This window comes from Aeromonas tecta (assembly GCF_000820185.1).
Classification (GTDB): domain Bacteria; phylum Pseudomonadota; class Gammaproteobacteria; order Enterobacterales; family Aeromonadaceae; genus Aeromonas; species Aeromonas tecta.
Genome location: NZ_CDCA01000037.1, coordinates 14,322 through 36,533, shown reverse-complemented (window position 1 = coordinate 36,533; position 22,212 = coordinate 14,322). Strand labels below are relative to the sequence as shown.

The following is a 22,212-nucleotide window of genomic DNA, read 5'->3' as shown; positions in this document are numbered from 1 at the left end:
TTTTTATTGCCGCAAATTACATGAAGTCAGATGGCAAATGATTCCACGGATTTACCTTCGGCGACGGCCTTGGCAATGGTGGAGGGCATGCGGCCCTGACCGGTCCAGGTTTTTTCCACGCCGTTGTCATCGAGGTAGCGATATTTGGCGGGGCGGGGGGCACGCTTGCCTTTACCGGCCTTGGGAGCATCGACGGCGACTGTGCCCACCAATTCCGCAGGATCGATCCCGGCGGCTTTCAGCATTTCGGCATATTCGGCAATTTTCTTCTGATGCTCTTCACGGGCTTGACGCTCGGCGGATTCATCCTGTTGGCGTTCGGTGACGATGGCGGTGAGTTTTTCCAGGCCTTCTTCCAATTGCTCCAGGGTCAATTCACGGCAGGCTGCCCGCAGGCTACGGATATTCAGCAGTACTTTCAGAAATTCGTTCATATTGGCTACCACGCGAGCAGAGATATTCAGGGAATGGATTGTCTTTTCGCTAATTTATAGGCGGCTTCGGCATCAAGTCAAGCATACTGAATTAATTAATTCGACATATAAATTAAGCCCGCCGCTATTTACCGGGGACAGCGTCATCCTATATTGGGAGGGCACATTTCCATATGGGCTCCAGATAGATGAAAATGTCGACTAATTTCATTTAGTCGCACCATTTGACTACCTTTATGCGAAATATCACCACACTTACGTTGAAATTTAATCAAAAAACTTGCTATCACGTGGTGCCTCGATAAAATGTGCCTCGAATACCTTTAAGTAGAGGCGCGCTGCCTATGAGTAACCGAGCGGAGGGTGATGCCTGCGATGCTCGAGGAAAGGAGTCGGCGCCGAAGTGACCAGGCCATCATACCGGGTTGCTGGTTCTGCATCGAACAGGTGCAGGACTGCCATAGTCATCCACTATGGAGCGCTACCTGAAGGGGCTGAGGAGTATTACCTCCCCATGGGTTTTGTTTCTTTATCCTCTCGGTAGATCTCCACCTGTTGTCTTTAGGTGCAAAGAGATCATGGAAATCGTTCATTACGCCGACTCCGGTTGGTCAGTTATCCCCCCTTTATTGGCCGTCGCCCTGGCGATCATCACCCGCCGCGTCCTGGTGTCGCTCGGGGTGGGCATCGTTGCCGGCAGCCTGCTGCTCAACCAGTTTTCCCCCCTCGATTCCCTGCATTACATGCTGGGTACCGTGCTCAAGATCTTCTGGGTAGACGGGGCAGTGAATCGCGATAACGTCAACATGATCCTGTTCATGTTGCTGCTGGGCGGTCTCATCAGCCTGATGAGCGTCTCCGGTGCCACTCGTGCCTTCGCCGAATGGGCCGCCAAGCGTGCCAAGACCCGCAAGGGCGCCAAGGCCCTGACCGGCATGATGGTGTTTGCCTTCTTCATCGATGACTTCTTCCACAGCCTGTCGGTTGGCGCCATCTGCCGTCCGGTCACCGATCGCTTCCAGATCTCCCGCGCCAAGCTGGCCTATCTGCTGGACTCCACCGCCGCGCCGGTCTGCGTGCTGATGCCCATCTCCTCCTGGGGCGCCTATATCATCGCCCTGGTGGGGGGCATCATGGCGGCTCACGGCCTGACCGACCAGAGCCCCATCTCCGCCTTTGTCGAGATGATCCCGATGAACCTCTACGCCGTGTTCACCCTGATCATGGTGCTGGTGGTGATCGCGTTCCAGCTCGACATCGGCTCCATGCGTCAGCACGAGCAGTGGGCGCTGGAAGGCAAACTGTGGGATGAGTCCAAGGGCCGCCCCATCGGGCTGGACATGGAGTCCCCGGAGGAGAGCAACGGTGGCATGATCGACATGGTGCTGCCGATCCTGACCCTGACCCTGGCGACCGTCTACTTCATGATTGACTCCGGCGCCGCCGTGCTGGAAGGCAAAGGCCTGCCGTTCAGCGTGCTCGGATCCTTCGAGAACACCAATGTCGGCTCCTCCCTGGTCTACGGCGCCCTGTGCAGCCTGGTGGTCTCCATCGGTCTGGCCATGCGCCTTAAGCTGGGTGCCAAGAACTGGATGAAGGCCGCCCCGCAAGGGATCATGGCCATGCTGCCGGCCATCAACATCCTGCTGTTCGCCTGGACCATTGGTGCCGTGGTGCGTGACGTGGAGACCGGCAAGTACCTGGCCTCCATGGCCAACGGCAACCTGCCCATCGAAGTGCTGCCGGCGGTGGTGTTCATCCTCTCCTGCGCCATGGCCTTTGCCACTGGCACCAGCTGGGGCACCTTCGGCATCATGCTGCCGCTGGCCGGTGACATGGCCGCCGCCAGCGACATCAGCCTGATGCTGCCGATGCTGGCCGCGGTGCTGGCGGGTTCGGTGTTTGGCGATCACAGCTCGCCCATCTCCAGTACCAGTATCCTCTCGGCCACCGGTGCCGGTTGCCATCACATCGATCACGTGATGACCCAGCTGCCCTATGCGCTGGCCATCGCCTTCGGTGCCGCGCTCGGTTATCTGGTGATGGGGCTGATGCACTCGGTGCTGGCCGGTTTCACCGTCAGCGGACTCTGGTTCATCATCTTCTCCAGCTACCATCTGCGCAAGGCGCGTCTCCAACGAGACCTGGTTGTCGCATAAATTAAACAAGGGGCCCACGGGCCCCTTGGTTTTGGCGGGGGCTTTGGTTAGCATGCGCCCCATAAATTCAGTTTCGGAACAGCATCATGGCTTCACTGCACTATAAATTCGCCACCATGAACTCGGGCAAGTCGACTCAGCTCATCCAGGCGCACTTCAATTACCTCGAGCGCGGCATGTACCCGTTGGCCATGACGCCGGTCATCGACGATCGTTTCGGGGCCGGGGTGATCAGCGCCAGGGTAGGGCTGGAGCTGAAGGTGGAGGTGTTCAGTGACAACTGCGATCTGTTCGAGATGGTGCAGGCGCGCCACGGCGAGAAGAAGATCGATGTGTTCATCGTCGACGAGGCCCAGTTCCTGACCCGCGAGCAGGTCTACCAGCTGGCCCGCATCGTCGATGAACTCAAGATCCCGGTCATCGCCTACGGCCTCAAGACCGATTTTCGCGGCGAGCTGTTCCCGGGCTCCTACCATCTGCTCTGTCTCGCGGACAAGTTCGAGGAGCTCAAAAGCATCTGCTGGTGTGGCAACAAGGCGCACATGAACTCCCGGGTGAATGAAGCGGGGCAGGTGATGCGTGACGGCGAGCAGGTTGAGATAGGCGGCAACGATCGCTATGTGTCTCTCTGTCGCAAACACTACCTGGATGGCCGGGCCTTCAAGTAAGCGAACATATAAATAAAAAGGGCGCCGACAAGGCGCCCTTTTTATTGTGAGAAATTCCATCCAATCCGGCTTAGTCCAGTTCGATATCCACCGGCGCTATGATGGGGTCGGCCACCGGCAGGCGGTGGAACAGCTGGCGAAAATGCTGCTGCACCCGGCCGATGTCGATGAGTGACATGCCGGAGGCGAAGCCGAACCAGACGTAGAGGCCGGTGAGATCCCGAAACATGGGGGGCAGGTAGCGGGGGGCATCGATGAGCCCCTCCAGGTAGTGCTGGTAGAGCACAGGTATGTCGTCCAGGGTCACCTTGCCGACGAACAGCATGGGCAGGATCTCCGGCACCCCCTCCAGCACGGCGCTGCGGATGAAGTTGACCGTCTCCACATAGCCCTTCACGTAGGAGAGATCCTTGGTGAAGCAGGCGCCTCCCTCGACCATGCCGCCACGAAACACCCGTTGGGTTATCTTGTAGGCGTCGTGCTCGCTGGCGCCTTTCTCGACAAAGTGGCGGAACACCTCGATAAAGTCGGCGCCGCGCTCCGCCATGTCGATGGCCATCACCCGATCCGAGATGCGCTTGGCCCTGTCCGGGAAGGAGCTGAAGGTGAGCGTCTCGATAAGCACCGCCAGCCCCTCCTGACAGGCGGTGATGCGCGGTGAACCCGCGCCCAGCCAGGTGGCGTAGGATTGCTGGCGACCGTTCAAGGTGGTGCCCACGTGTACCCAGCCTTCGTGCACCTCCAGCACCTGCAGGTCCAGCTCCGAGAAGCGGGCGTGGGAGCTCAGCTTGATGTAATCACCACCGGCGGCGGCATCCGAGACGATGCCATCGCTCAGCTTGACCTGGATGGCGCCATCCTCGAAGTAGCTCGACAGCTTGCCCTGCAGCTTGGCCACCGCCGCTTCCCCTTCAAATTCCTTGGGATAGGGGCGAACAAGGTGACGGGCACCGGGCAGGGAGAAGATATCGCACAGGCGCGCTCCCAATTCTTTCAAGGTCTTGCGATCCCCGCGCAGGTGATCGCTGGCCGAGCCGTAGAGGATCTGGCTGTAGCGCTGAAACTCGGGCTGTCCGCGTTGGCGCAACATCTCGATGACCACCATGTACTGATCCACCGTCTCTTGCAGGATCCGCCCCAGATCGTCCTGGGGGCCGAGCCGCCGTCTGATCCTGTCCCTGAGCTCTTTGAGCTCCAGGTATTTGTTGCGCGGATCGAAGTCCAGGGGGAGGGACTGGTAGAAGTTCGCGTCGATGGCGGGCAGTTCTCGTCCCCCTTTGGCCAAAAACTCGGTCTGCAGATGGCGGGGCCACTTGATGGCATCCAGGATACGAATGGGCTTTTGCAGGGCAAGCAATTCATCCGAGAGGGATTTGAGGTGCAGGCGATATTTTTCTTGGATGGTCATCGGGCCCCCTGTGGGGCGAGTGTTAGGCGAGAATGGCTGAGTATATGCATAGCGCTTGCCAAAAAGAAGCGAGACGCCGGCTTATCCGGCCTGCGCGCTTTTGGTTACCGGAAAATTGGTTTAGACTGCGCCCCTTGATCCTTATTGTGTTCGTGAAAATGATGAATATCCCCAGCTCTGAAATGATAATGCGTTGGCTGCAACAGGCTCGGATCGAGCACTATGTTTGCGATCAGTGCCACGGCATCCACATGGTCTCCCTGCAGTCGGTCGACAGCATTCAGGAGAGCCGGATCTTTGTCGAAGAAGAAGGGCTGCTGTTTTCATCCGAGCTGGAGGTGCGCCCCTCATCGCTGCTGCCGCTGATGGCCGAGCTGGGTCGCCTCAACATGCAATACCCGTCTCTCAAGGTGTTCCTCGACATCATCGACGACAACCTGCCACGCCTCATCGTCGGTCACACCGTCTTCACCAAGGCCGGGCTCACCGTGGAGCAGTTCTTGCTGTTCGTCGAGAGCACCACGGCGGCGACTCACGAAGTTATCTCCGAATGCGAGCGACTGGGCTTCCTCAACCTGCCGGAAATTCAGGTTGCACCGGAGTCTGTGCATTAATCTGCGCGTTAAATGTACGAACGGTTCGCCTTGGCCAAAAAGCCGTTGACGGCGGCGGACCTTTCCCCTAAATTACGCCCCGTTCCGGCGCGTTAGCGCAGCGAACCCGTGTTGGCTGAACACGTTAAACCACAGACCAAAATTTGGTGATGTGTCCAAGTGGCTGCCAGCCGATGAAATCGGCAAGAAAGCACGCAACGCGTGCTCCGCAAGCCACAGGCAGGTAACTAAAACAAATTGGTGAGGTGTCCGAGTGGCTGAAGGAGCACGCCTGGAAAGTGTGTATACGGCAACGTATCGAGGGTTCGAATCCCTCCCTCACCGCCAAATATAACCCGTTGAATTTCAACGGGTTTTTTTCATTTCTAGACTTGCGTGATTTTTTTCCTGGATCAACTGGGTGGAACAATCATGTACCTGAACAAAAATGCCTCCGGCACCTACTACACTCGTCTCCCGCTGCCTAAGTCATTACGTGACCGTGGCTTGCCCTTCGCTATCCGTACTTCCCTTTGCACCAAAAATCGCCAGCTCGCTGTAGATCGCAACCTAGCAGTGGCAGCTCGAACTCGCGCACTTATCGCGGCTACCCCTGCCGATACTGAATTGCCAGAATGAGTGTGGCCGTGGAAACTTCGCCGCCAGAAGGGAGCCCAAACGGGCTCCCTTATCTATTACCCTCTCGCTGTGGCAGAGGGTCGGGGTGAGGGGAATATCTACATTCTCTGCCAACCAAACTGTCGACTAAAGGCAGTAATTTCTCACTAATCGGTTGAACCAGCTCAGATTTTTATCAACTCCCTCTTCCCATGTCTCGATCTGCTCCCTTAAGATAGCCAAACGACAATCCATCTCTCGGGGGAGCGTCATGGCAGCGATTATTGACACAGCAAAGGTTAACAGCATCGGGCCGGGGGCTGAAACCCAGGGGCGGTAGCCTTGCCTGAAGAGACTGGCAAGCGAGCTCCTCGCACACGGCTCCTCAAAATGGGGGCCCATTTTCTGGTTGCAAATCAGCAGCACATAACCAGACAGTACTGGACGTGGGCAGCATGGATGTACAACAGAAATGACACGCCCACATCAAACAGCATAGCGTTTACCCAAGCGGGCTGATCACACCGGCAAAACCCTGGCCCAGCACATGCGTATAGATCTGCGTCGTGCGTACATTGGTGTGCCCCAGCAGCGTCTGCACGGTCCGGTTATCACTGCCACGGCTCAGCAGCTCGGTGGCAAAACTGTGGCGAAAAGTATGGCAACTGGCTGGTGTGTGCAGGTTGGATTGCCTGACGGCATGTCTGACCGCTTTCTGTATGGTACTGACGTGAATGTGATGGCGAACAATCTGTCCGCCCTCATCCATACAAAGCGCTGTTGATGGGAACAGCCATTGCCACTCGAAGGAACGTCCGGCATTGGGGTACTTGCGTCGTAACGCAAACGGCAGGCTGACGGGGGGATGATAAAAGCTGTCCTGCTGTTTCCAGGCGTTAAACATGCGCTCTCTGCGCTCCAGTAGTGGTGCGATCAAGGGGGCTGGTAAGAGCGTTGTACGATCTTTGGCTCCTTTACCGTCATGGATAGTGATGATTTGCTTGTCGAAATCCACATCCTTGATACGTAAACGTGCAGCCTCCACGACACGCAAGCCGGCGCCGTACATCAGCGACGCCAGCAATTGATATGGTTGACCTAGCTGTGCGATCAGCGCAGTTGCCTCTTCGTGAGTCAGCACACATGGGATCCGAGCCGAGGGTTTCGCGCACACAATCTCGCCGATCTGACCAAGGGGTTGTCGCAACACCTTGGCATACAGGAAAACCAGTGCATTGAGTGCCAGATTCTGAGTTGCGGCGGCGACCTTTCGTTCGGCGGCAAGCCAGGTGAGATAGGCATTGACCTCAACAGTGCCGAGTTCCTGCGGGTGTCACAGTTAATGAAAACGTATGAAATTGTGGATCCAGTACCAGTAGGACTTTTCAGTACGGATGCTGTAGTGATGTAAACGCATCACTGTCCTGACCTGTTCATGCAGGCGGGGCTTGCTGGCGCCTTCCATGGCTGACCCCTATGCTGTTTTTATATACAGAGGTAATGATAGAGCAAAAAGGGGAGGTCAAGCGAATACGCTCAAGTATCAAAGGAAGACTGGTAATATTTTGATTTAATTCGATTTTTTCGTGGCGGCTATCAGGGCAGAGCTGAGTTATACGGAAGGCTCTGTTAACGGATTAGTACCGCTTTCTATCTAATCACTGTTATGTGTAAAAGGAGTTCTACCAATTGGAAACTACAAATATAAACAAAGTATTTGAACTAGCAATTCAGACTATGGTAAAGGCAACGCCAATGATTGGGCCTGTTGCAGGAATATTAATTGATTCAGCACGTAATGCTGAGGCTGCTTCAGAATCTGGAGAATTGGCTAAGTTATCCGAAGAAGCCAAGAAACAAGAAATTTCTTTGCAAATGGCAAAAATGCAAGCGCAAGTTGCACAAGAGTTAGCAATAGCACATCGAATAGAAAACGCTGAAGAAGTAGAAATTGAAGAATATTATGAAGGTGAAGGCAGTGCTGGACTTCAAGGTTCTACAAATGGTGCTTCGGCCAACTTTTCGTTGGGTGGCCAAGGTAGAAAAGTAGTAAAGCGTGTTTATCGTTTTACAGGAAGAAATCAAAACACATAACAAGGCGCTCCAGCACCGCACACTTCGTGTGCTCGACAGTTTGTAAGTCGCCGTTTTGTGGTTTTGCTTCGCAAAAATAATCTACAAAAAGTCAACTTACAAACTGCGGCTGAGCTTAGCGTTATGGCCTAAATTCGCACTAAGGAAAATTTATGAGCAGCAGAGAGAGCCTTTGCATCGAGTTAGACAAAATAATTACTAAAATAAAAAAATCAGAAAACGAAGAATTTTCAATCTTTGGGCTTCTAACATATACCAAAGAGTTTCTAAGAACTCACGTTGGAGATGGTAATGAATTTTATTGGGAAGTTTCCACGTTAAAGCCAGAGGAAAACCAAGACAATGCACGGAAAATTCTTGAAAATTTATTGAAAAGATTGAAAGAATATATTGAGGCTGGTTTTTTGCTGGAGTCAACACCTATAGCGCAAGCTAATTTAGAGATTACATCAAGCTTTCTTTCACAAAGTAATGATCTTCTTAATGATCCGAAAGTTCACCCTGCTGCAAGTTGCAAGTTGCAAGTTGCAAGTTGCAAGTTGCAAGTTGCAAGTTGCATGTTGATTGGTGCAACTCTTGAACAATTTCTAATCTCTATGTTAGAGAAAAATAACATTACCGTAAATGATAAAAAAATTGGTATGCAGCAATTTGCTAACCAGCTAAAGAATAAAAATGTACTCAACAAACAAGACGTAAAAGATATTACCTCTTGGGCTGGGCTTCGAAATGAAGCTGCTCATGGAGAATGGGATCAGGTAAATGATAAAAATCGTATTCGTATCATGCTTGAGGGTGTGAATTTATTTATTAGAAAGTACGGAGAACAGAGTGTTAAGTAGATTTTGCGGCCATAACAAATCGCTCAAGCATCAGTCGATACGCTCCTTGGACAGTTTTTAAGTCGCAGTTTTGTGGTTTTGCTGCGCGAAACTGTTCCACAAAACCACAACTTAAAAACTGCCGCTTAACTCGGCGTTAGCCAAAACGTGAGAAATCCATGACCTATTTAGAGCTGGAAGCATCCGATCTATACTTTGAAGCGACCCGATTTCATTTTCACACGGAAAAAGTAAGTTGGTCTCATTATCTGGCCAGAATGGCTGCACTCAAGAATATGTGTGAACCGAGCGATCCGATTCATCGCACTGCTACTCGCATACTTCGAGTTGAAGAATGGGATTTCAATGAGGAATGGCCGACTACAGGGGAAGACTTTGATGTACAGGTTAGTACTGCGGAGACAAATATTGACGATCAACCCAAACTTGGGATCAGAAGAAACAAGAAAGGCTATATTGAATTCCTCTCGCGAAAGAAAGGCCTAAAAGACTGGGTTTTTCATCAATATGATGCTGACTTTCATCCGTCCATTCCTCATGGTCACTTTCAAGGAAAGTCCCAGCCAAAGCTTGATTCCTACCTCGGCTGGGTATATCAAGGGTCGAAACAAGTAAACAGATTAAGTCGACAGCTAATAATAGATCTATGGAATGATGAAGAATTTAGGCAGTTCGCGTACACATCAGTTAGTTGGTACAAGGACGAATATCGCAGCTATAACTGGCGAGTTAGTAACCCTCTTTTACTACCGAGACGCCGCTGATGGCTAACTAGGCGTTCAACGCGGACAGTTTGCAGCGGAGCATTCTGCTCCGCAAAATTTTACGCCCCGCTGCAAAGCACTCCGCCGGCAGGCCGGCTCCGTTCTGTCGGTTAACTTGGCGTTAGCTTATGAATGAAAACGAACGTTGGAACTATTTAGTGTCTTTGGATGAAAACCTTTTAAAGGGCGGTATCATTTTTCTGAATGGTGTAGTTTTATTATTCTGGAAACTGATACTGCATTTACATCTGGCGCAAATTTAGCAGCTATTCTGACGGCAGTTTCTGGTATTGAAACATATTTACGGTCGGAATATTCTCCTAATGAGCGGATTGCACTATTTGAGCTTATAAACGCATCACCCATTAATGCTCTTTTAAAAGAAGAGCTTCATACATTACGTAAGTATAGAAATAAATGGGTTCACGTTAACGTTCCATGGAATGACTAGCACCTTATTGAGCGCCTAAAAGAAACTGAAAAGGAGTTGGAAAAAATGGCACTTTTTGCAGCAACATTGTTTCGAAAAATTATTTATGAAAATCAATGGGTGTAAAGAGTTAACAAAATGTATAAACCCGTGCACTACGTGCACTGGACAGTTTTTAAGTCGCGGCTTTGTGGGTTACTTTTGCGCAGCAAAACCACAAAGCCGCGACTTAAAAACTGCCGTTGTACACGGCGTTATATTTTCTTAGGGGACACAATGCCAATTTGGAAATGGGTAGATGAAAACAGTGACCAAATAGGAATTTTTTTAGCAATAATTCCTGTTGTCTGGGCTTCTATACAATATCTATGGTCCAAACGCACTGAACTAAAGCATCGGCAATTTGAAACATATCACTCTCTGATAAAGTCGTTGGTTCAAAGAGAAGATAAAGATCAGCCCATGATGTTAGACAGGCAGATTGCAATAATTTTTGAGCTAAGAAATTTCAAAGAATACTATCCAGTATCACTTAGAATAATGAAAGGACTTAAGGAGTCATGGAAAGAATATGGCCCCGTGGAGAAAAGGAATTGTTTGCATGAGGAGCTTGATCTTGCTATTGAATATATATCAAAAAAAATCTAAAAAGGCGCTTCAGCAACGTGCGATTCGCGCACTCGACAATTTGTAATTTACTTGTTTGTGGTTTTGCTGCGCAAAAGTAATCCACAAAGCCACAAATTAAAAAATGCCATTGAGCACGGCGTTACCGTAAAATAGGAGTTCACGGGGACGTGAATCGACTTGTCATTCAGAGGAAACGACAACATTATTCAGATAGTCAGATAGTCAGATAGTCAGATAGTCAGATAGTCAGATAGTCAGATAGTCAGATAGTCAGAAAGTATGCTCATGTTCTTGATATTCAGAGTTCCTCTTTATAAAGGACGTAGAAAACTCATGGCAATAGCTTTAGTCAATTACGCTGTTTTTATGGTCGACAAAAATATTATAAGTTATTGAAAAAAGGTTACGTGTGTTGACATGCGAGAGTGAGGTTCGAATTCCGTCCTCACCGCCAAATAAAACAAAAGGGCCTGTCGAAAGACAGGCCCTTTTGTTTTATCCGATGATTGTCGGCTCGGAACCCTGGTTCGACAGGAGGGCAGGATAACCCTTCTGGGCAGCCACAGGCTGCCGTGGGGGGCGAGCGCAAGGGGCAGATTGGCCGCTCCGTTATCTCTTCAGCCTGGCGATATAGGGAATATTTCTGTACTTGTGCTCCCAAGGCAGTCCGTAGCCCACCAGCAACTCATCGGTTGCCATCTCATAGGCATAAAACTGCTCAGCCGGAATATCGACGCGGCCCGGTTTTACAAACAGGGTCGCGATAGAGAGTGAGGCCGGGGAATAGGCGCTGTGCAAATGCGCCACAATTCGCTTCATGGTGCCGCCGGATTCGATGGCATCGTCCATCAGGATGACGTCTCTGCCCTGGATGCCGATATTGTCGTGAAAGACGATGCTGGAATCGTTATGGCGCTCACCCGGGGTGTGGGGGCAGGAGATATAATCCATGACGATATCAAACTCGAGCCGCCTGACCAGATCCGCCGTGAACAGCATGCCCCCCGGTACCACGGTTATCACCACCGCCTCCTTGAATCGCTCGTTGAGTCGCTTGGCGATCACCTCGACCCCCAGCTCTATATCCTGCTTATGCAGTACCACTTCGCCGAAAATAGGGTTTCTCATCGTTCCTCCAGACAAATTGATGGCATCAGTTCAGGCGGCGGACGCCAGCCGCACTCGCTTGCTGAGCAGCAAGGCCAGCGTTACCAGCAAGACGACGCCGTAGAGCGCAGCCGGCAATCCTGATAGTTCGGCGCCAAAGCCGACGATGGCGGGGCCTGAGAGCACGCCGATATAACCCAGGCTGGACACCGCCGTGATGGTCAGGGGGCCAGGCATGACCTGCTGTCTGCCCGCGGCCGAGAACATGATGGGCACTATGTTCGAGCAGCCCACTCCGATGAGCGCATAGCCCAGCAGTGCGGTTTGCCAATAGGGCAGTGACAGGCTGATAAGAAAGCCGCTGATGGCGATGAGTGACCCCAGGGTGACCACGGCTCTGGCTCCCAGGCGGGCGAGGATGGCGTCTCCCAACAGGCGCCCCAGGGTCATCGCAATGGAGAAGCACACTATGCCCATGCCGGCGGCGCTGGCAGGGATGGCGCGGTACTCATTTAAAAAGATGCCACTCCAGTCCAGCACTGTGCCTTCGGCCAGGAAGAAGACGAAGCAGACGATGCCGATGATAAAGACCGGGCCTCTTGGCATGGCAAAGTAGGGGCCGCGTTGAGAGACGACTTGGGTGCTGTATCCCGGGGTGCTCAAGATCAGCAGCGCCATGATCAAGGATGAGGTGATCCCGGTTGCTGCGAGGGGGGTGATGCCTGCGGTCAATAGCAGGGTCAGGACGAAGGCCCCCATCATGCCGCCCAGGCTGTAGAAGCCATGAAAGCCGGACATGAGCGGCTTGTTGGCCTCCTTTTCCACGGCGATGGCCTGAATGTTCATGGTACAGCCCGTGGTCCCGATGCTGATGCCATAGAGCACCAGGGTGATGGCCAATACCGAGGGGGAGGTGGCCAGGATCAGCAGTGGCAACAGCAGGGCGATAGCAGAAACAGCGCCTATCAGCACCTTTTTACAGCCAAATCGACTGGTACAGATACCGGAGACAGGCATGCCGATCAGGGCGCCGCCTCCCAGGCAGAGCAGCATCAATCCCATGGCGCCGTCGCTGAGCTGCACATTGAGCTTGATGAAGGGGATGCTCGATGCCCAGGCGGCGGTGGCAAACCCCGAGCAGAAGAAGGTGGCTCTCGTGGCCAGCCTGTCGATGTGCGGCAGCTTCATGGCCAGTGCGGACAGCATGGTGACTCCTGAATAACTTACTAAACAAAGGGATACGCCCATTCACCGGGATGGGCGGCGAATGCGGCGAGCATCAAGATGACACAAGTGAACAAAAATGAACATTAAATTTCAATGTGGTGTTTGTTTGTGTTCATTTCATGGTGATGATATAGTGGTCACGATGGTGATGAAAATAAAGGTAAGGTCATGATTAAGCTGATTATTACTGACATGGACGGGACCTTTCTCAACAGCCGGGGGGACTACAACCGGGCGCTTTTCTCCGAGGTCGTCAGTGCCATGAAGCAGCAAGGGGTGCATTTTGCGCCCTGCACCGGCAAGCAGGTGGACAGGGTCGAGGAGCTGCTGGGGGAGGAGAGTGCGAACTTCTGGATCCTGGGCGACAGCGCGACTCGCATCAAGCATCGGGGTCGCTATGTCTATCAGTCGCTGTTACCAAACAGCCTGGGGCTGGCCATCATAGCGCAGCTTGCGCGGGTGCCAGGCTCGCATATCACCATCGCCTGCACCCCCGAGTTCGCCTTCATCAGAGAGGATATCGAACCCCACCTGAAAGAGTTGGTGCGCCGCTCCTACAGCAAGGTCAAAACCGTCAGTGATTTTAACGAGATCAGCGCCGATTTCGTGAAGATCACCGTCTATGACGAGCAGGGTCGCTGCCCGGATATAAGAGGCGAGCTCGATGCCTTCAATGATGATGCCTATATAGTGGTGTCCGAGAAGAACTGGATCGATATCGCCAATGCGGGGGTGCACAAGGGCACGACGGTGGCCAGGCTGCAGGCGCTGGTCGGGGCTGGCAAGCATGAAACCCTGGTATTTGGGGATGGGCTCAACGATGTCGAGCTGATGGGCTGCGCCGATCTCAGCTTCGCGATGCGAAATGGCTGCGATGAGACCAAGGCGGCGGCCAATTTCATCACCCGCTCCAATGACGAAGACGCCGTCATGCACACCATATTGCAACTGCTCGCCCTGCAACGTCATGGCTAGCACCACCACCTGAAGGCACAGAGTGACCTATGGAAAAGTATTCACTGGAAGAGCGGCAGCTGTTGATCCTGGATCTGCTGGCATCACACCACAAGGTGATGGCGGCCGATCTGGCGCCACAGCTCGGCACCACAGAGGCGACGATCCGGCGCGACCTGCGTTATCTGGCCGATGAGGGGCAGTGCAAGCGCATCCATGGGGGCGCGATCTCGCTGTCGCCGCAGACCAGTACCCTGACGGAGCGCAGCAAGAACCAGGTCAACGAGAAGCAGGCGCTGGCCCTGGCGGCATTGAAGATAATAAAGAAGGATCAGCTTATCTTCCTCGATGCCAGCAGCACCCACCTGTCCTTGGCTGCCATCTTGCCCGAGCAGCTGGGTCTGACCGTGGTGACCAACAGCCCGGCCATTGCCGTGCGGCTCTTGGAGCGAAAGGGCATCAGGACAGTCCTGATCGGCGGTGAGCTGGATTATATGGTTGGCGGCGCCGTCGATATCACGGCGGCGGAGTCCATCAACAAGTTCCGCTTCGATCTCTGTTTCCTCGGGGTGTGCGCCTGGTCCTCGGATCTGGGGTTCAGTGCCATCCACTATCAGGACAGCGAGTTCAAGCGGCGGGTGGCCTCTCGCTCGGGATCCTTGGCGGTGCTCTGCAATGACGACAAGATAGAATCCTTGGCGTCCTACCCCTTCCTGCAATCCAGTGAGCTGGACTACCTGATCTGCAGCCGGCAGGACGCCGTCCTGATGAGTCATTTCGAGGCATCTGGCTGCACCGTCATCACGGCCGGATAACAGAGGGCCGTGTTGCTGCCATCGAGAGAGGTATAACGAATGGATACGTTCATCCACTGGCGGAACCTTGCGCTCAGGCTCCTTGCGGGAGAAATAGAGAAGTACGCGCACTCCCTGCTGGCCTTGTATGCATGGGACAAGCCTGCTGACCCAGTGGCGGGAGGCGCTCGCCGAGAACCTGATATTGCTGCCCGGCAAGAGACAGGGTGACACCCGCCAAAAGTTAGGCTCCATGCAGAGCCTTAATATCCCTTCTCTCATGGAAGCCCTGGGCAGATACGTGAATAGATTGCCGACCCGATTGTGATAGTTATCACAGTTCGAGCCTTTAGATTTATCCTTCCTCGACCGGTTTGCTCCTTTTGTTACACTGCGTGACATTATCCTGAATAAGGACGCGGCTGCGCTCGGTGAATTACCATGTTTAATAATCAGTTGGTTTCAACATTAAATACCTTCGAGTTTAAAGTGTATAACTATGTGATGAAACATCATCAGACTGTTATCTATATGACGGTCAGGGAGTTGGCCGAAGCCTGTGATGTGTCGACCGCCACCATATTACGCTTCTGCAAGAAGATGAATTGCAGCGGTTACGCGGAATTTAAAGCCTATCTGAAAATGAATGCCGAGAAGCGCGGCGAAATATCCCTGCCGCACGGTGCCAACGAGTTTCTCTCTTTTTTCAAGAGCATCAACAACGACGAATTCGATGCCCTGATCCTGAGCGCCGCCGAGCAGATCGCCGGGGCCGAGCGGGTGATCTTCGTGGGGGCGGGCAGCTCGGGCACGCTGGGGCGCTACGGGGCGCGCTTCTTCTCCAACATCGGCAAGTTCAGCAACCACATCGACGATCCCTACTACCCGGTCAACACCGACATGTACAAGCAGGCGGTGGCAATCGTGCTCTCGGTCTCCGGGGAGACCACCGAGATAGTCAAGCTGGCGAAGCAGTTCCTGTTTCATCACTGCAAGCTCATCACTATTACCAGCGATAATAAATCCACCCTGGCCCAGATGGCGGATTTCAATATTTCATATCATGCGGCGCGGCTGGTGGTCGACAATGAATATGATATTACCACCCAGGTGCCGGTGATATATATTATCGAATCCATTGGTCGCCAGTTGGCAAACAAGATAAGTGCCGAAGTGTCACAGGGTGTGTCTTTTATGTAACAAGTAACACCAGCTGAATTTTGTTATATCGTGACAAGGATGAGTGCTTTCCCTACCATCGATTCACAACATTTGAATTGTTTCGATATTAATTAATAGATGGCAGGGAAGGAACATTATGGCAATTAACTATGCTGACTCGGCGAAACAGATCGTCGAGTTGATTGGTGGTGACGGCAACGTCATCAGCGTCACCCACTGCGCCACCCGGCTGCGGTTTGTCTTAAAAGAGATGGGCAAGGTCGACAAGGAGGTGCTGAAACGGGTGCAGGGGGTCATCACCGTCATCGAGTCCAGCGGTCAGCTGCAGGTGGTGATCGGCAACCATGTCGGGGATGCCTACCGGGAAGTGCAAAAACTGGTGCAGATCGACGAGAACGCTGCGATCGATGCGCCCAAGGTGGGCATGGTGAACCACCTGATGGATATCATCTCCAGTATCTTCGCCCCCTTCCTTTACCCGCTGGCCGCCTGCGGCGTGTTGCAGGGGCTCATCTCCTTCTTCGCCGCCATCGGCTGGATGGATCCCGCCAGCGGCACCTTCCGCATCCTCAACTTCGTCTCCTGGACCGGCTTTACCTTCCTGCCGGTGATGGTCGCCTTCACCGCCGCCAAGAAGTTCAACGTGAACCCCTTCACCGCCGTGATCGCCGCCTGCGCTCTGGTGTCGCCCGATTACATGAACATGCTCACCGCGAACAAAATCATCCTCGCGAACTCCGCGGATCCGGCGGTGCAGGCGCTGATGCAGTCGGCGATGGAGAATCCGGTCATCAACGAGGCCATCGTCAACCTGGTGGGGGTGCCGCTCAACAGCGCGCCACTCAGCTTCTTCGGTCTGCCGGTGCAGTATCTGAGCTACACGGCCTCGGTGATCCCCATCATCCTGATGGTGTGGGCCATGTCCTATGTGCAGCGCTTCTTCGAGCGGATCCTGCCGGTGGTGGTGCGCAACCTGTTTACCCCCATGTTCTGCCTCGCCATCATGGTGCCCCTGACCCTGCTGGCCTTCGGCCCCATCGGCAACCTCATCGGTGGCGCCATCGGTGGCATCTACAACACCCTTTATCACCTGAGCCCGTCCATCGCCGGCTTCGTGGTGGGCGCTGTCTGGACTCCGTTGGTGACGCTCGGCGTACACTGGGGCATCACCCCGGTGACGGTCGGCAACTACGCCACCCTGGGCTATGACACCTTCACCGGCCTGCAAGCCTCCGCCGTGTTTGGCATCGCCGGCGCCGTGTTCGGGGTCTACTTCAAGGCAAAAGATCCTGAGCTCAAAAGCATGACCCTCTCGGCTGGCGTGACCGCCCTGTTTGGCATCACCGAGCCCGCCATCTACGGGGTGGCTCTGCGCTTCAAGCGCCCGCTCATCTGCGGCTGTCTGGCCGGTGCCATCGGCGGCACTGTGGCGGGGGCTTTCAATGCTGTCTCCTGGAGTTACTGCCTCCCCGGCATCGCCGTGCTGCCGGTGTTCTTCAAAGAGGGGCACATGGCCCAGTTCCTGGGCTTCCTGCTCTCCATCGGCGTCGCCTTTACCCTGGGCGTCATCTTCTCCTGGATGGCGGGCTTTCAGACCGATGCCGACGTCAGCCAACCCCAGCCGCTGACATCCGAAGCCGTATAAGGAGCGACAAGTCATGAACAACGCATTGCCTAAAGAGTTTCTGTGGGGGGGGGCGGTCGCCGCCCACCAGGTAGAAGGGGGTTGGGATCAGGGTGGCAAGGGGCTGAGCATCGTCGATGTGCTCACCAGCGGCGCCCACGGGGTGGAGCGCGTCATCACCGACCAGATTGAAGAAGGCCGTCGCTACGCCAACCACGAGGCGGTGGATTTCTACCACCGCTACAAAGACGACATCGCACTCTTTGCCGAGATGGGCTTCAAGTGTTTTCGTACCTCCATCGCCTGGTCGCGTATCTTCCCGCTCGGGGACGAAGCCGAGCCGAACGAGGCGGGGCTGCGCTTTTATGACGATATGTTCGATGAGCTGCTGCGCCACGGCATCGAGCCCGTCATCACGCTCTCTCACTTCGAGATGCCGAATCACCTGGTGACCCAGTACGGCGGCTGGAAGAGCCGCGCCGTGCTGGATTGCTTCGTGCGCTTTAGCGAAGTGGTGCTGCGCCGCTACCAGCACAAGGTCAAATACTGGATGACCTTCAACGAGATCAACAACCAGCGCAACTGGAAGGTGCCGCTGTTTGGCTACTGCTGCTCCGGGGTCATCTACAACCAGGAGCCGAACCCGGAAGAGTGCATGTACCAGGTGCTGCACCACCAGTTCGTGGCGAGTGCCAAGGTGGTCAGCCTGGGCCATGAGATCAACCCGGAGTTGCAGATCGGCTGCATGCTGGCCATGGTGCCGCTCTATCCCTACTCCTGCCACCCGGACGATGTGATGTATGCGGAAATCGCCATGCGCGAGCGCTTCCTGTTCGGGGACGTGCACATGCGTGGCCATTACCCCGCCTATATCCGCAAGGAGTGGCAGCGCAAGGGCTATCAGATCGTCATGGAAGCGGGAGATGAAGAGGCTCTGCGGGCGGGCTGCGCCGATTATATCGGGCTCAGCTACTACATGAGCAACGCGGTGCGGGCGCACGGCGCCGGCACGGGTACCGCCCTGTCGGGTTTTGAGGGCAGCGTGCCGAACCCCCATGTGCAGGCCTCCGAATGGGGCTGGCAAATCGACCCGGTCGGGCTGCGTTATACCCTGAACCTGCTCTATGGCCGCTACGAGAAGCCGCTGTTTATCGTCGAGAATGGCTTCGGGGCGCGGGATCAGAAGGATGAGCAAGGGGAGATAGACGACGACTACCGCATCGCCTACCTGCGCGCCCATATCGAACAGATGAAGCTCGCCATCGTCGAGGACGGGGTGGATGTCATGGGCTACACCCCCTGGGGATGCCTCGACTGTGTCTCCTTCACCACAGGTGAATACAGCAAGCGCTACGGCTTTATCCACGTGGACAAGAACGATGACGGCAGCGGCAGCTTCGCGCGCAGCAAGAAGCGCAGCTTCGACTGGTATCGCCGAGTCATCGCCAGCAACGGCGAGACGCTATAATGGGGTGATTCAATATGCTGCCTGCATTAAATAAAACCTGTTACTGGTACCGTAAAGTGTCGTTTAGCTATGTGGTTATGCAGGTATTTTAATATAAATACAGTGTAATATCTCGCCATGAAAGAGCTGAGCGACATGTCGACACCGAATTTGTCGAGCCGTGGATCCCGCCCTTATCCGCAATAAGAAAAACCGACCCTAGGGTCGGTTTTTTGTTTTGGGCGCACTGCCTGATACAGCTTATCCGCTGCCTGAATCTGCCATCCCCTCTCGGATAGGGGCTGCCAGCCTATATGCACTATTTCACTACTTCCAGCACCGGCATCGGGTACTTGCCTTCGCGAATGGCTTTGTTCGGGCCATAGAGTCGCATGATGATATAGGCGTCCTTCTCCGGAATAGGCAGCCAGTTGGCGTTATTGGCATCCCCCTTGGCACTGAGCTCTATGGTGTACATACCATCCGGACCCGGCTTGAGGGTGCGATCCCCACGGCTGTGGCGGTTGATGGCGTTATGGGCCATCAGCTTGTTATCCGTGCCATAGACGGTGAAGGACCAGAACTGGCTGACCTCGGGCGCCTTGAAGTGCATGCGGTATTGCTTGCTGTTGGCGCCATTGATGCTCTGGCCATCGGCGCCCTTGATCGCCTGCAGATAGACAGACTCTTCCGGCGGCAGGCCCCATTGCCCGATCAGGGTGCCTTCGGCGAACAGATCGCGCTTCTGGTTCTGCAGCTCAGCCCGGGTGCCGAGCAGCCCTTCCGAGCTGGTCATCTTGGGCAAGAGCGCGTTGAGATATGCCAAGCCCTGTTTCTCGCCTTGCTTCGCCGCGGCCATTTGCGCCGCGCTCAGCTTGGTGTTGCAGGGCGCCAGACCCGTTTCTTTGTATTGCGCCAGCCAGTGTTTGTCGGCGGTGCCCATGTCCCCCTGACACAAGACGAAGTTGACCCGCTGCAGCCAGTTGGTGGTGGCCGGATCCGGCCACTTGTGCTCGGTGGCTTTGGGCCCTGGCTGGCCGAGATAGGCCGACAGGGTGCGCACGTTCCAGTCATCCATGTAGCCAAGGGCGATCTTCTCGTCTTCCTTGCTGGTGGCCATGATGCGGCCCATCACTTTGAGGATGTCGGAGTCGACGCGGATCACCTCGGTGACGCTGGCCGGTGTCTCGCCTTTCCAGCTGCGGGAGGCAAACATGAAGTGACCCCCCTTGGTGCCGTGGGTGCGGGAGCCGATCATCGAGGTGGTGTAATGGCCCATGTCCATGGTGTGCAGGATCCAGTAACGGCCCTTGTCCATGTCCGGCACGCTGATGATCACCGGCTCCGCACTGAGATCCAGCCAGCCCTGCAGGTGCAGGGTATCGTTGTTGATGGTCGGGTGATCGGTGTAGGTATCGTCCGCCAGGTGGCGAATGTTCTGGAAGCGGTTCAGCGGGGTATCGGTCTTGACCGCCGTTTCATAGAAGAACTTGTAGGCCTCATCCATGGAATAGCCGTAGATATAGGCATCTTGTGCCATTTTATCAGTGATTTGTGCCATGGCAGGCATGGCTGCGATACATAACACTGCCGCAAGGGATAACTTTCTCATCGATGCTCCACTCCTGTTCATGGTTTAAGCGCGCTCGAAATCCGCCAGCTTGAAGGTCTTGTGGTTCAGCTCCTCGGTCGGGCCATAGAAACGCATGGCCGGCAGCGGCCGTTTGCCGCTGGTAGGGATCCAGTTGTTGGCCAGCCCGCTCGGGGCCTTGGGGCCCACATAGAGGGTGATGCTGCCATCCGGGTTCTTGCTCATCTTGTCGAGATCGTAGGAGGAGAGGGTGGTACGCCCGCTCTCGCTGTAGATAAAGGACATGGTGTCGCGGTTGTAGACCGTCAGTGCCCAGAACTGCTTGACCGGCATCCTGGCCGGGATGGTGAGCTGGTAGAGCTGCCCCGCTTCCAGCAGCTTGCCGTGGTTATCCGCGAGGCACATCAGGTACTGGGTGGCCGGGGTATCGCTCAGCACCTTGGGCATATAGGTACACCAGAAGTACTCGGCGGCCCGGTTGATGAGATCGATGCGATCCGCATAGATGAAGGTGAAGGTCTTGTTGTCATCGGCCTGCAACAGCGAGGCGTAGTGGCGGTCAGGCCAGTAGAGCTTCTCTTTCGGGAAATTGTCGTACCAATGCTGCATGTAGAACCAGGCATCGATGGCCGCCTGGCGCAGCGCCTTCTTGCGCTTCTCATCGGGCTTGAAGGAGAGGCCAGGGCCAATGCCGAGGGAGGAGAGCATCCCCATCATCACCTTGTCCTGCTCGCGCACGGGCTCGACGCTGGCAATGGCATTCAGATCGTCGAAATGGCGCTCGTCGTAGTAGGGCAGGGTGGGGTAGCGCTTGTTACCAGGATCGACGAAGCGCTGGGTCGGCGGATTGCTCGCCTCGGAGAGGTAATACATGCGCAGGCGCTTGGAGTAGTGATAGGCATCCTCCGTCGATTTGCCGGGGGCCGGCACGGAGCGAAAGGCAAAGGCCACGCGAAAATTCGGTGACGGAACGTGCAGATAGCCGGCCGGGATCGGCTCGCTGTAGCCGGGCGGTGTCAGCAAAAACTTGCCGCCCTTGCCCTTGTCGAGCCCCGCCGGGCCCACATCGGCGATAGTGAACTGCCAGGCGTCGACTATTTGCCCATAGAGGCTGCCATCTGGCCCCGCGGCGGGCACTTCAAGCACGGTAGGGCCGCGTTGCAAGTCGGTGAAGGCGGTGATGTAGGGGGTGGTGCTGTTGGCCGTGATGGCCTCGAGATGCGGGGTGGCGGGCTTGGCATAGGCGATGATGTCGTTGTCTTTTAAGCCCAGATGCTCGAAGGCGGCGCGTCTGAAGCTATAGATGGCGACCGCCGGCATGTTCCACAAGACGGCCTCGAAGGCCCGCTGGTATGCGATCTGATATTCGAAATCATCGATTGAGCTGACGGCGCCAGCCGGGGGCAGGCCCCCTTCGGTTTCCCCTGGCTGACCTGCGCCGTGGCGCAGCGGTGTCTTCAGTGACAGCCCCTCGGCAAACGCCGGTGTGGGGAGCCTCAAGGCCGTCAGACCGACGGCGGATCCCAGTGCCAGCTTGTAAAACTCTCTGCGTGTGATAGGCATAATGCTCCCTTGCTGATGTCGGCGTCCTCAACGTTATCGCCATGATTGTAGATGGGTTTTTAGTGAGGAACGAGCGGAAATGA

At 54.8% G+C, this 22,212-nt stretch carries 19 protein-coding genes, 1 tRNA gene, 1 pseudogene and 1 riboswitch; of the genes and pseudogenes, 13 read left to right on the top strand and 8 right to left on the bottom strand.

Annotated features, from left to right (window positions below):
* Positions 1-26: 26 nt before the first annotated feature.
* On the bottom strand, positions 27-434 hold the full coding sequence (locus BN1137_RS17395; RefSeq protein WP_050719801.1) for an H-NS family histone-like protein: 408 nt from the start codon (positions 432-434) through the stop codon (positions 27-29).
* A gap of 320 nt (positions 435-754) precedes the next feature.
* Positions 755-926: riboswitch (Lysine riboswitch) on the top strand.
* Positions 927-1,012: 86 nt separating this feature from the next.
* On the opposite strand from BN1137_RS17395, the gene BN1137_RS17390 reads away from it, so the two are divergent.
* Together BN1137_RS17390 and BN1137_RS17385 are read left to right on the top strand one after the other, a co-directional pair.
* Positions 1,013-2,593 carry a Na+/H+ antiporter NhaC family protein gene (locus tag BN1137_RS17390; protein ID WP_050719800.1) on the top strand — a complete coding sequence of 527 codons (1,581 nt, stop codon included), beginning with the start codon at positions 1,013-1,015 and terminating at the stop codon, positions 2,591-2,593.
* A gap of 86 nt (positions 2,594-2,679) precedes the next feature.
* Positions 2,680-3,261, top strand: coding sequence for a thymidine kinase (locus BN1137_RS17385; protein WP_050719799.1), 582 nt, complete (start codon positions 2,680-2,682; stop codon positions 3,259-3,261).
* Between the two features lie 70 nt (positions 3,262-3,331).
* Here the strand turns inward: BN1137_RS17385 and BN1137_RS17380 are convergent, their stop codons facing one another.
* On the bottom strand, positions 3,332-4,669 hold the full coding sequence (locus BN1137_RS17380) for a flavohemoglobin expression-modulating QEGLA motif protein (protein ID WP_050719798.1): 1,338 nt from the start codon (positions 4,667-4,669) through the stop codon (positions 3,332-3,334).
* Between the two features lie 158 nt (positions 4,670-4,827).
* Here BN1137_RS17380 and BN1137_RS17375 point away from each other — a divergent pair, with 158 nt between their 5' ends.
* Positions 4,828-5,283: a type III secretion system chaperone family protein gene (locus BN1137_RS17375; RefSeq protein ID WP_082041498.1), complete on the top strand. Its 456-nt coding sequence runs from the start codon at positions 4,828-4,830 to the stop codon at positions 5,281-5,283.
* A 239-nt stretch (positions 5,284-5,522) separates the two neighbouring features.
* A tRNA-Ser gene (locus BN1137_RS17370) sits at positions 5,523-5,610 on the top strand.
* A gap of 772 nt (positions 5,611-6,382) precedes the next feature.
* Here BN1137_RS17370 and BN1137_RS17365 read toward each other — a convergent pair.
* Positions 6,383-7,345: pseudogene (locus tag BN1137_RS17365) on the bottom strand (integron integrase).
* A 224-nt stretch (positions 7,346-7,569) separates the two neighbouring features.
* On the opposite strand from BN1137_RS17365, the gene BN1137_RS22085 reads away from it, so the two are divergent.
* The 3 genes from BN1137_RS22085 (at position 7,570) to BN1137_RS22555 (ending at position 9,580) form a co-directional block, all read left to right on the top strand.
* Positions 7,570-7,974, top strand: coding sequence for a hypothetical protein (locus BN1137_RS22085; RefSeq protein WP_198150662.1), 405 nt, complete (start codon positions 7,570-7,572; stop codon positions 7,972-7,974).
* Between the two features lie 152 nt (positions 7,975-8,126).
* A complete protein-coding gene (locus BN1137_RS17360; RefSeq protein ID WP_050719797.1) occupies positions 8,127-8,816 on the top strand; it encodes a hypothetical protein in 690 nt (229 codons plus the stop codon).
* Positions 8,817-8,974: 158 nt separating this feature from the next.
* A complete protein-coding gene (locus BN1137_RS22555; RefSeq protein ID WP_157433814.1) occupies positions 8,975-9,580 on the top strand; it encodes a hypothetical protein in 606 nt (201 codons plus the stop codon).
* Between the two features lie 192 nt (positions 9,581-9,772).
* Here BN1137_RS22555 and BN1137_RS22740 read toward each other — a convergent pair whose 3' ends face one another.
* On the bottom strand, positions 9,773-9,946 hold the full coding sequence (locus BN1137_RS22740) for a hypothetical protein (protein WP_198150661.1): 174 nt from the start codon (positions 9,944-9,946) through the stop codon (positions 9,773-9,775).
* 340 nt (positions 9,947-10,286) lie between these two features.
* On the opposite strand from BN1137_RS22740, the gene BN1137_RS22550 reads away from it, so the two are divergent.
* The gene (locus tag BN1137_RS22550; RefSeq protein ID WP_157433813.1) at positions 10,287-10,658 is read left to right on the top strand and encodes a hypothetical protein; all 372 of its coding nucleotides are present in this window, start codon (positions 10,287-10,289) and stop codon (positions 10,656-10,658) included.
* Positions 10,659-11,249: 591 nt separating this feature from the next.
* Here BN1137_RS22550 and BN1137_RS17350 read toward each other — a convergent pair.
* Positions 11,250-11,768 carry a phosphoribosyltransferase gene (locus BN1137_RS17350; RefSeq protein ID WP_198150660.1) on the bottom strand — a complete coding sequence of 173 codons (519 nt, stop codon included), beginning with the start codon at positions 11,766-11,768 and terminating at the stop codon, positions 11,250-11,252.
* Positions 11,769-11,798: 30 nt separating this feature from the next.
* Positions 11,799-12,953: an MFS transporter gene (locus BN1137_RS17345; RefSeq protein ID WP_050719795.1), complete on the bottom strand. Its 1,155-nt coding sequence runs from the start codon at positions 12,951-12,953 to the stop codon at positions 11,799-11,801.
* A 189-nt stretch (positions 12,954-13,142) separates the two neighbouring features.
* On the opposite strand from BN1137_RS17345, the gene BN1137_RS17340 reads away from it, so the two are divergent.
* The 5 genes from BN1137_RS17340 (at position 13,143) to BN1137_RS17315 (ending at position 18,996) form a co-directional block, all read left to right on the top strand.
* Complete coding sequence (locus tag BN1137_RS17340; RefSeq protein ID WP_050719794.1) at positions 13,143-13,949, top strand: HAD family hydrolase; 807 nt, start codon at positions 13,143-13,145, stop codon at positions 13,947-13,949.
* Positions 13,950-13,978: 29 nt separating this feature from the next.
* Positions 13,979-14,743, top strand: a complete 765-nt coding sequence (locus BN1137_RS17335; protein WP_050719793.1) for a DeoR/GlpR family DNA-binding transcription regulator — start codon at positions 13,979-13,981, stop codon at positions 14,741-14,743.
* Between the two features lie 420 nt (positions 14,744-15,163).
* Complete coding sequence (locus BN1137_RS17325) at positions 15,164-15,922, top strand: MurR/RpiR family transcriptional regulator (protein ID WP_050719791.1); 759 nt, start codon at positions 15,164-15,166, stop codon at positions 15,920-15,922.
* 118 nt (positions 15,923-16,040) lie between these two features.
* Complete coding sequence (locus BN1137_RS17320; protein ID WP_050719790.1) at positions 16,041-17,549, top strand: PTS transporter subunit EIIC; 1,509 nt, start codon at positions 16,041-16,043, stop codon at positions 17,547-17,549.
* 13 nt (positions 17,550-17,562) lie between these two features.
* Positions 17,563-18,996 carry a 6-phospho-beta-glucosidase gene (locus tag BN1137_RS17315; protein WP_050719789.1) on the top strand — a complete coding sequence of 478 codons (1,434 nt, stop codon included), beginning with the start codon at positions 17,563-17,565 and terminating at the stop codon, positions 18,994-18,996.
* A gap of 298 nt (positions 18,997-19,294) precedes the next feature.
* On the opposite strand, the gene BN1137_RS17310 is transcribed toward BN1137_RS17315, so the two are convergent.
* Positions 19,295-20,536 carry a DUF1254 domain-containing protein gene (locus BN1137_RS17310; RefSeq protein ID WP_232306963.1) on the bottom strand — a complete coding sequence of 414 codons (1,242 nt, stop codon included), beginning with the start codon at positions 20,534-20,536 and terminating at the stop codon, positions 19,295-19,297.
* Positions 20,537-20,611: 75 nt separating this feature from the next.
* Positions 20,612-22,129, bottom strand: coding sequence for a DUF1254 domain-containing protein (locus tag BN1137_RS17305; RefSeq protein ID WP_050719787.1), 1,518 nt, complete (start codon positions 22,127-22,129; stop codon positions 20,612-20,614).
* Positions 22,130-22,212 lie beyond the last annotated feature (83 nt).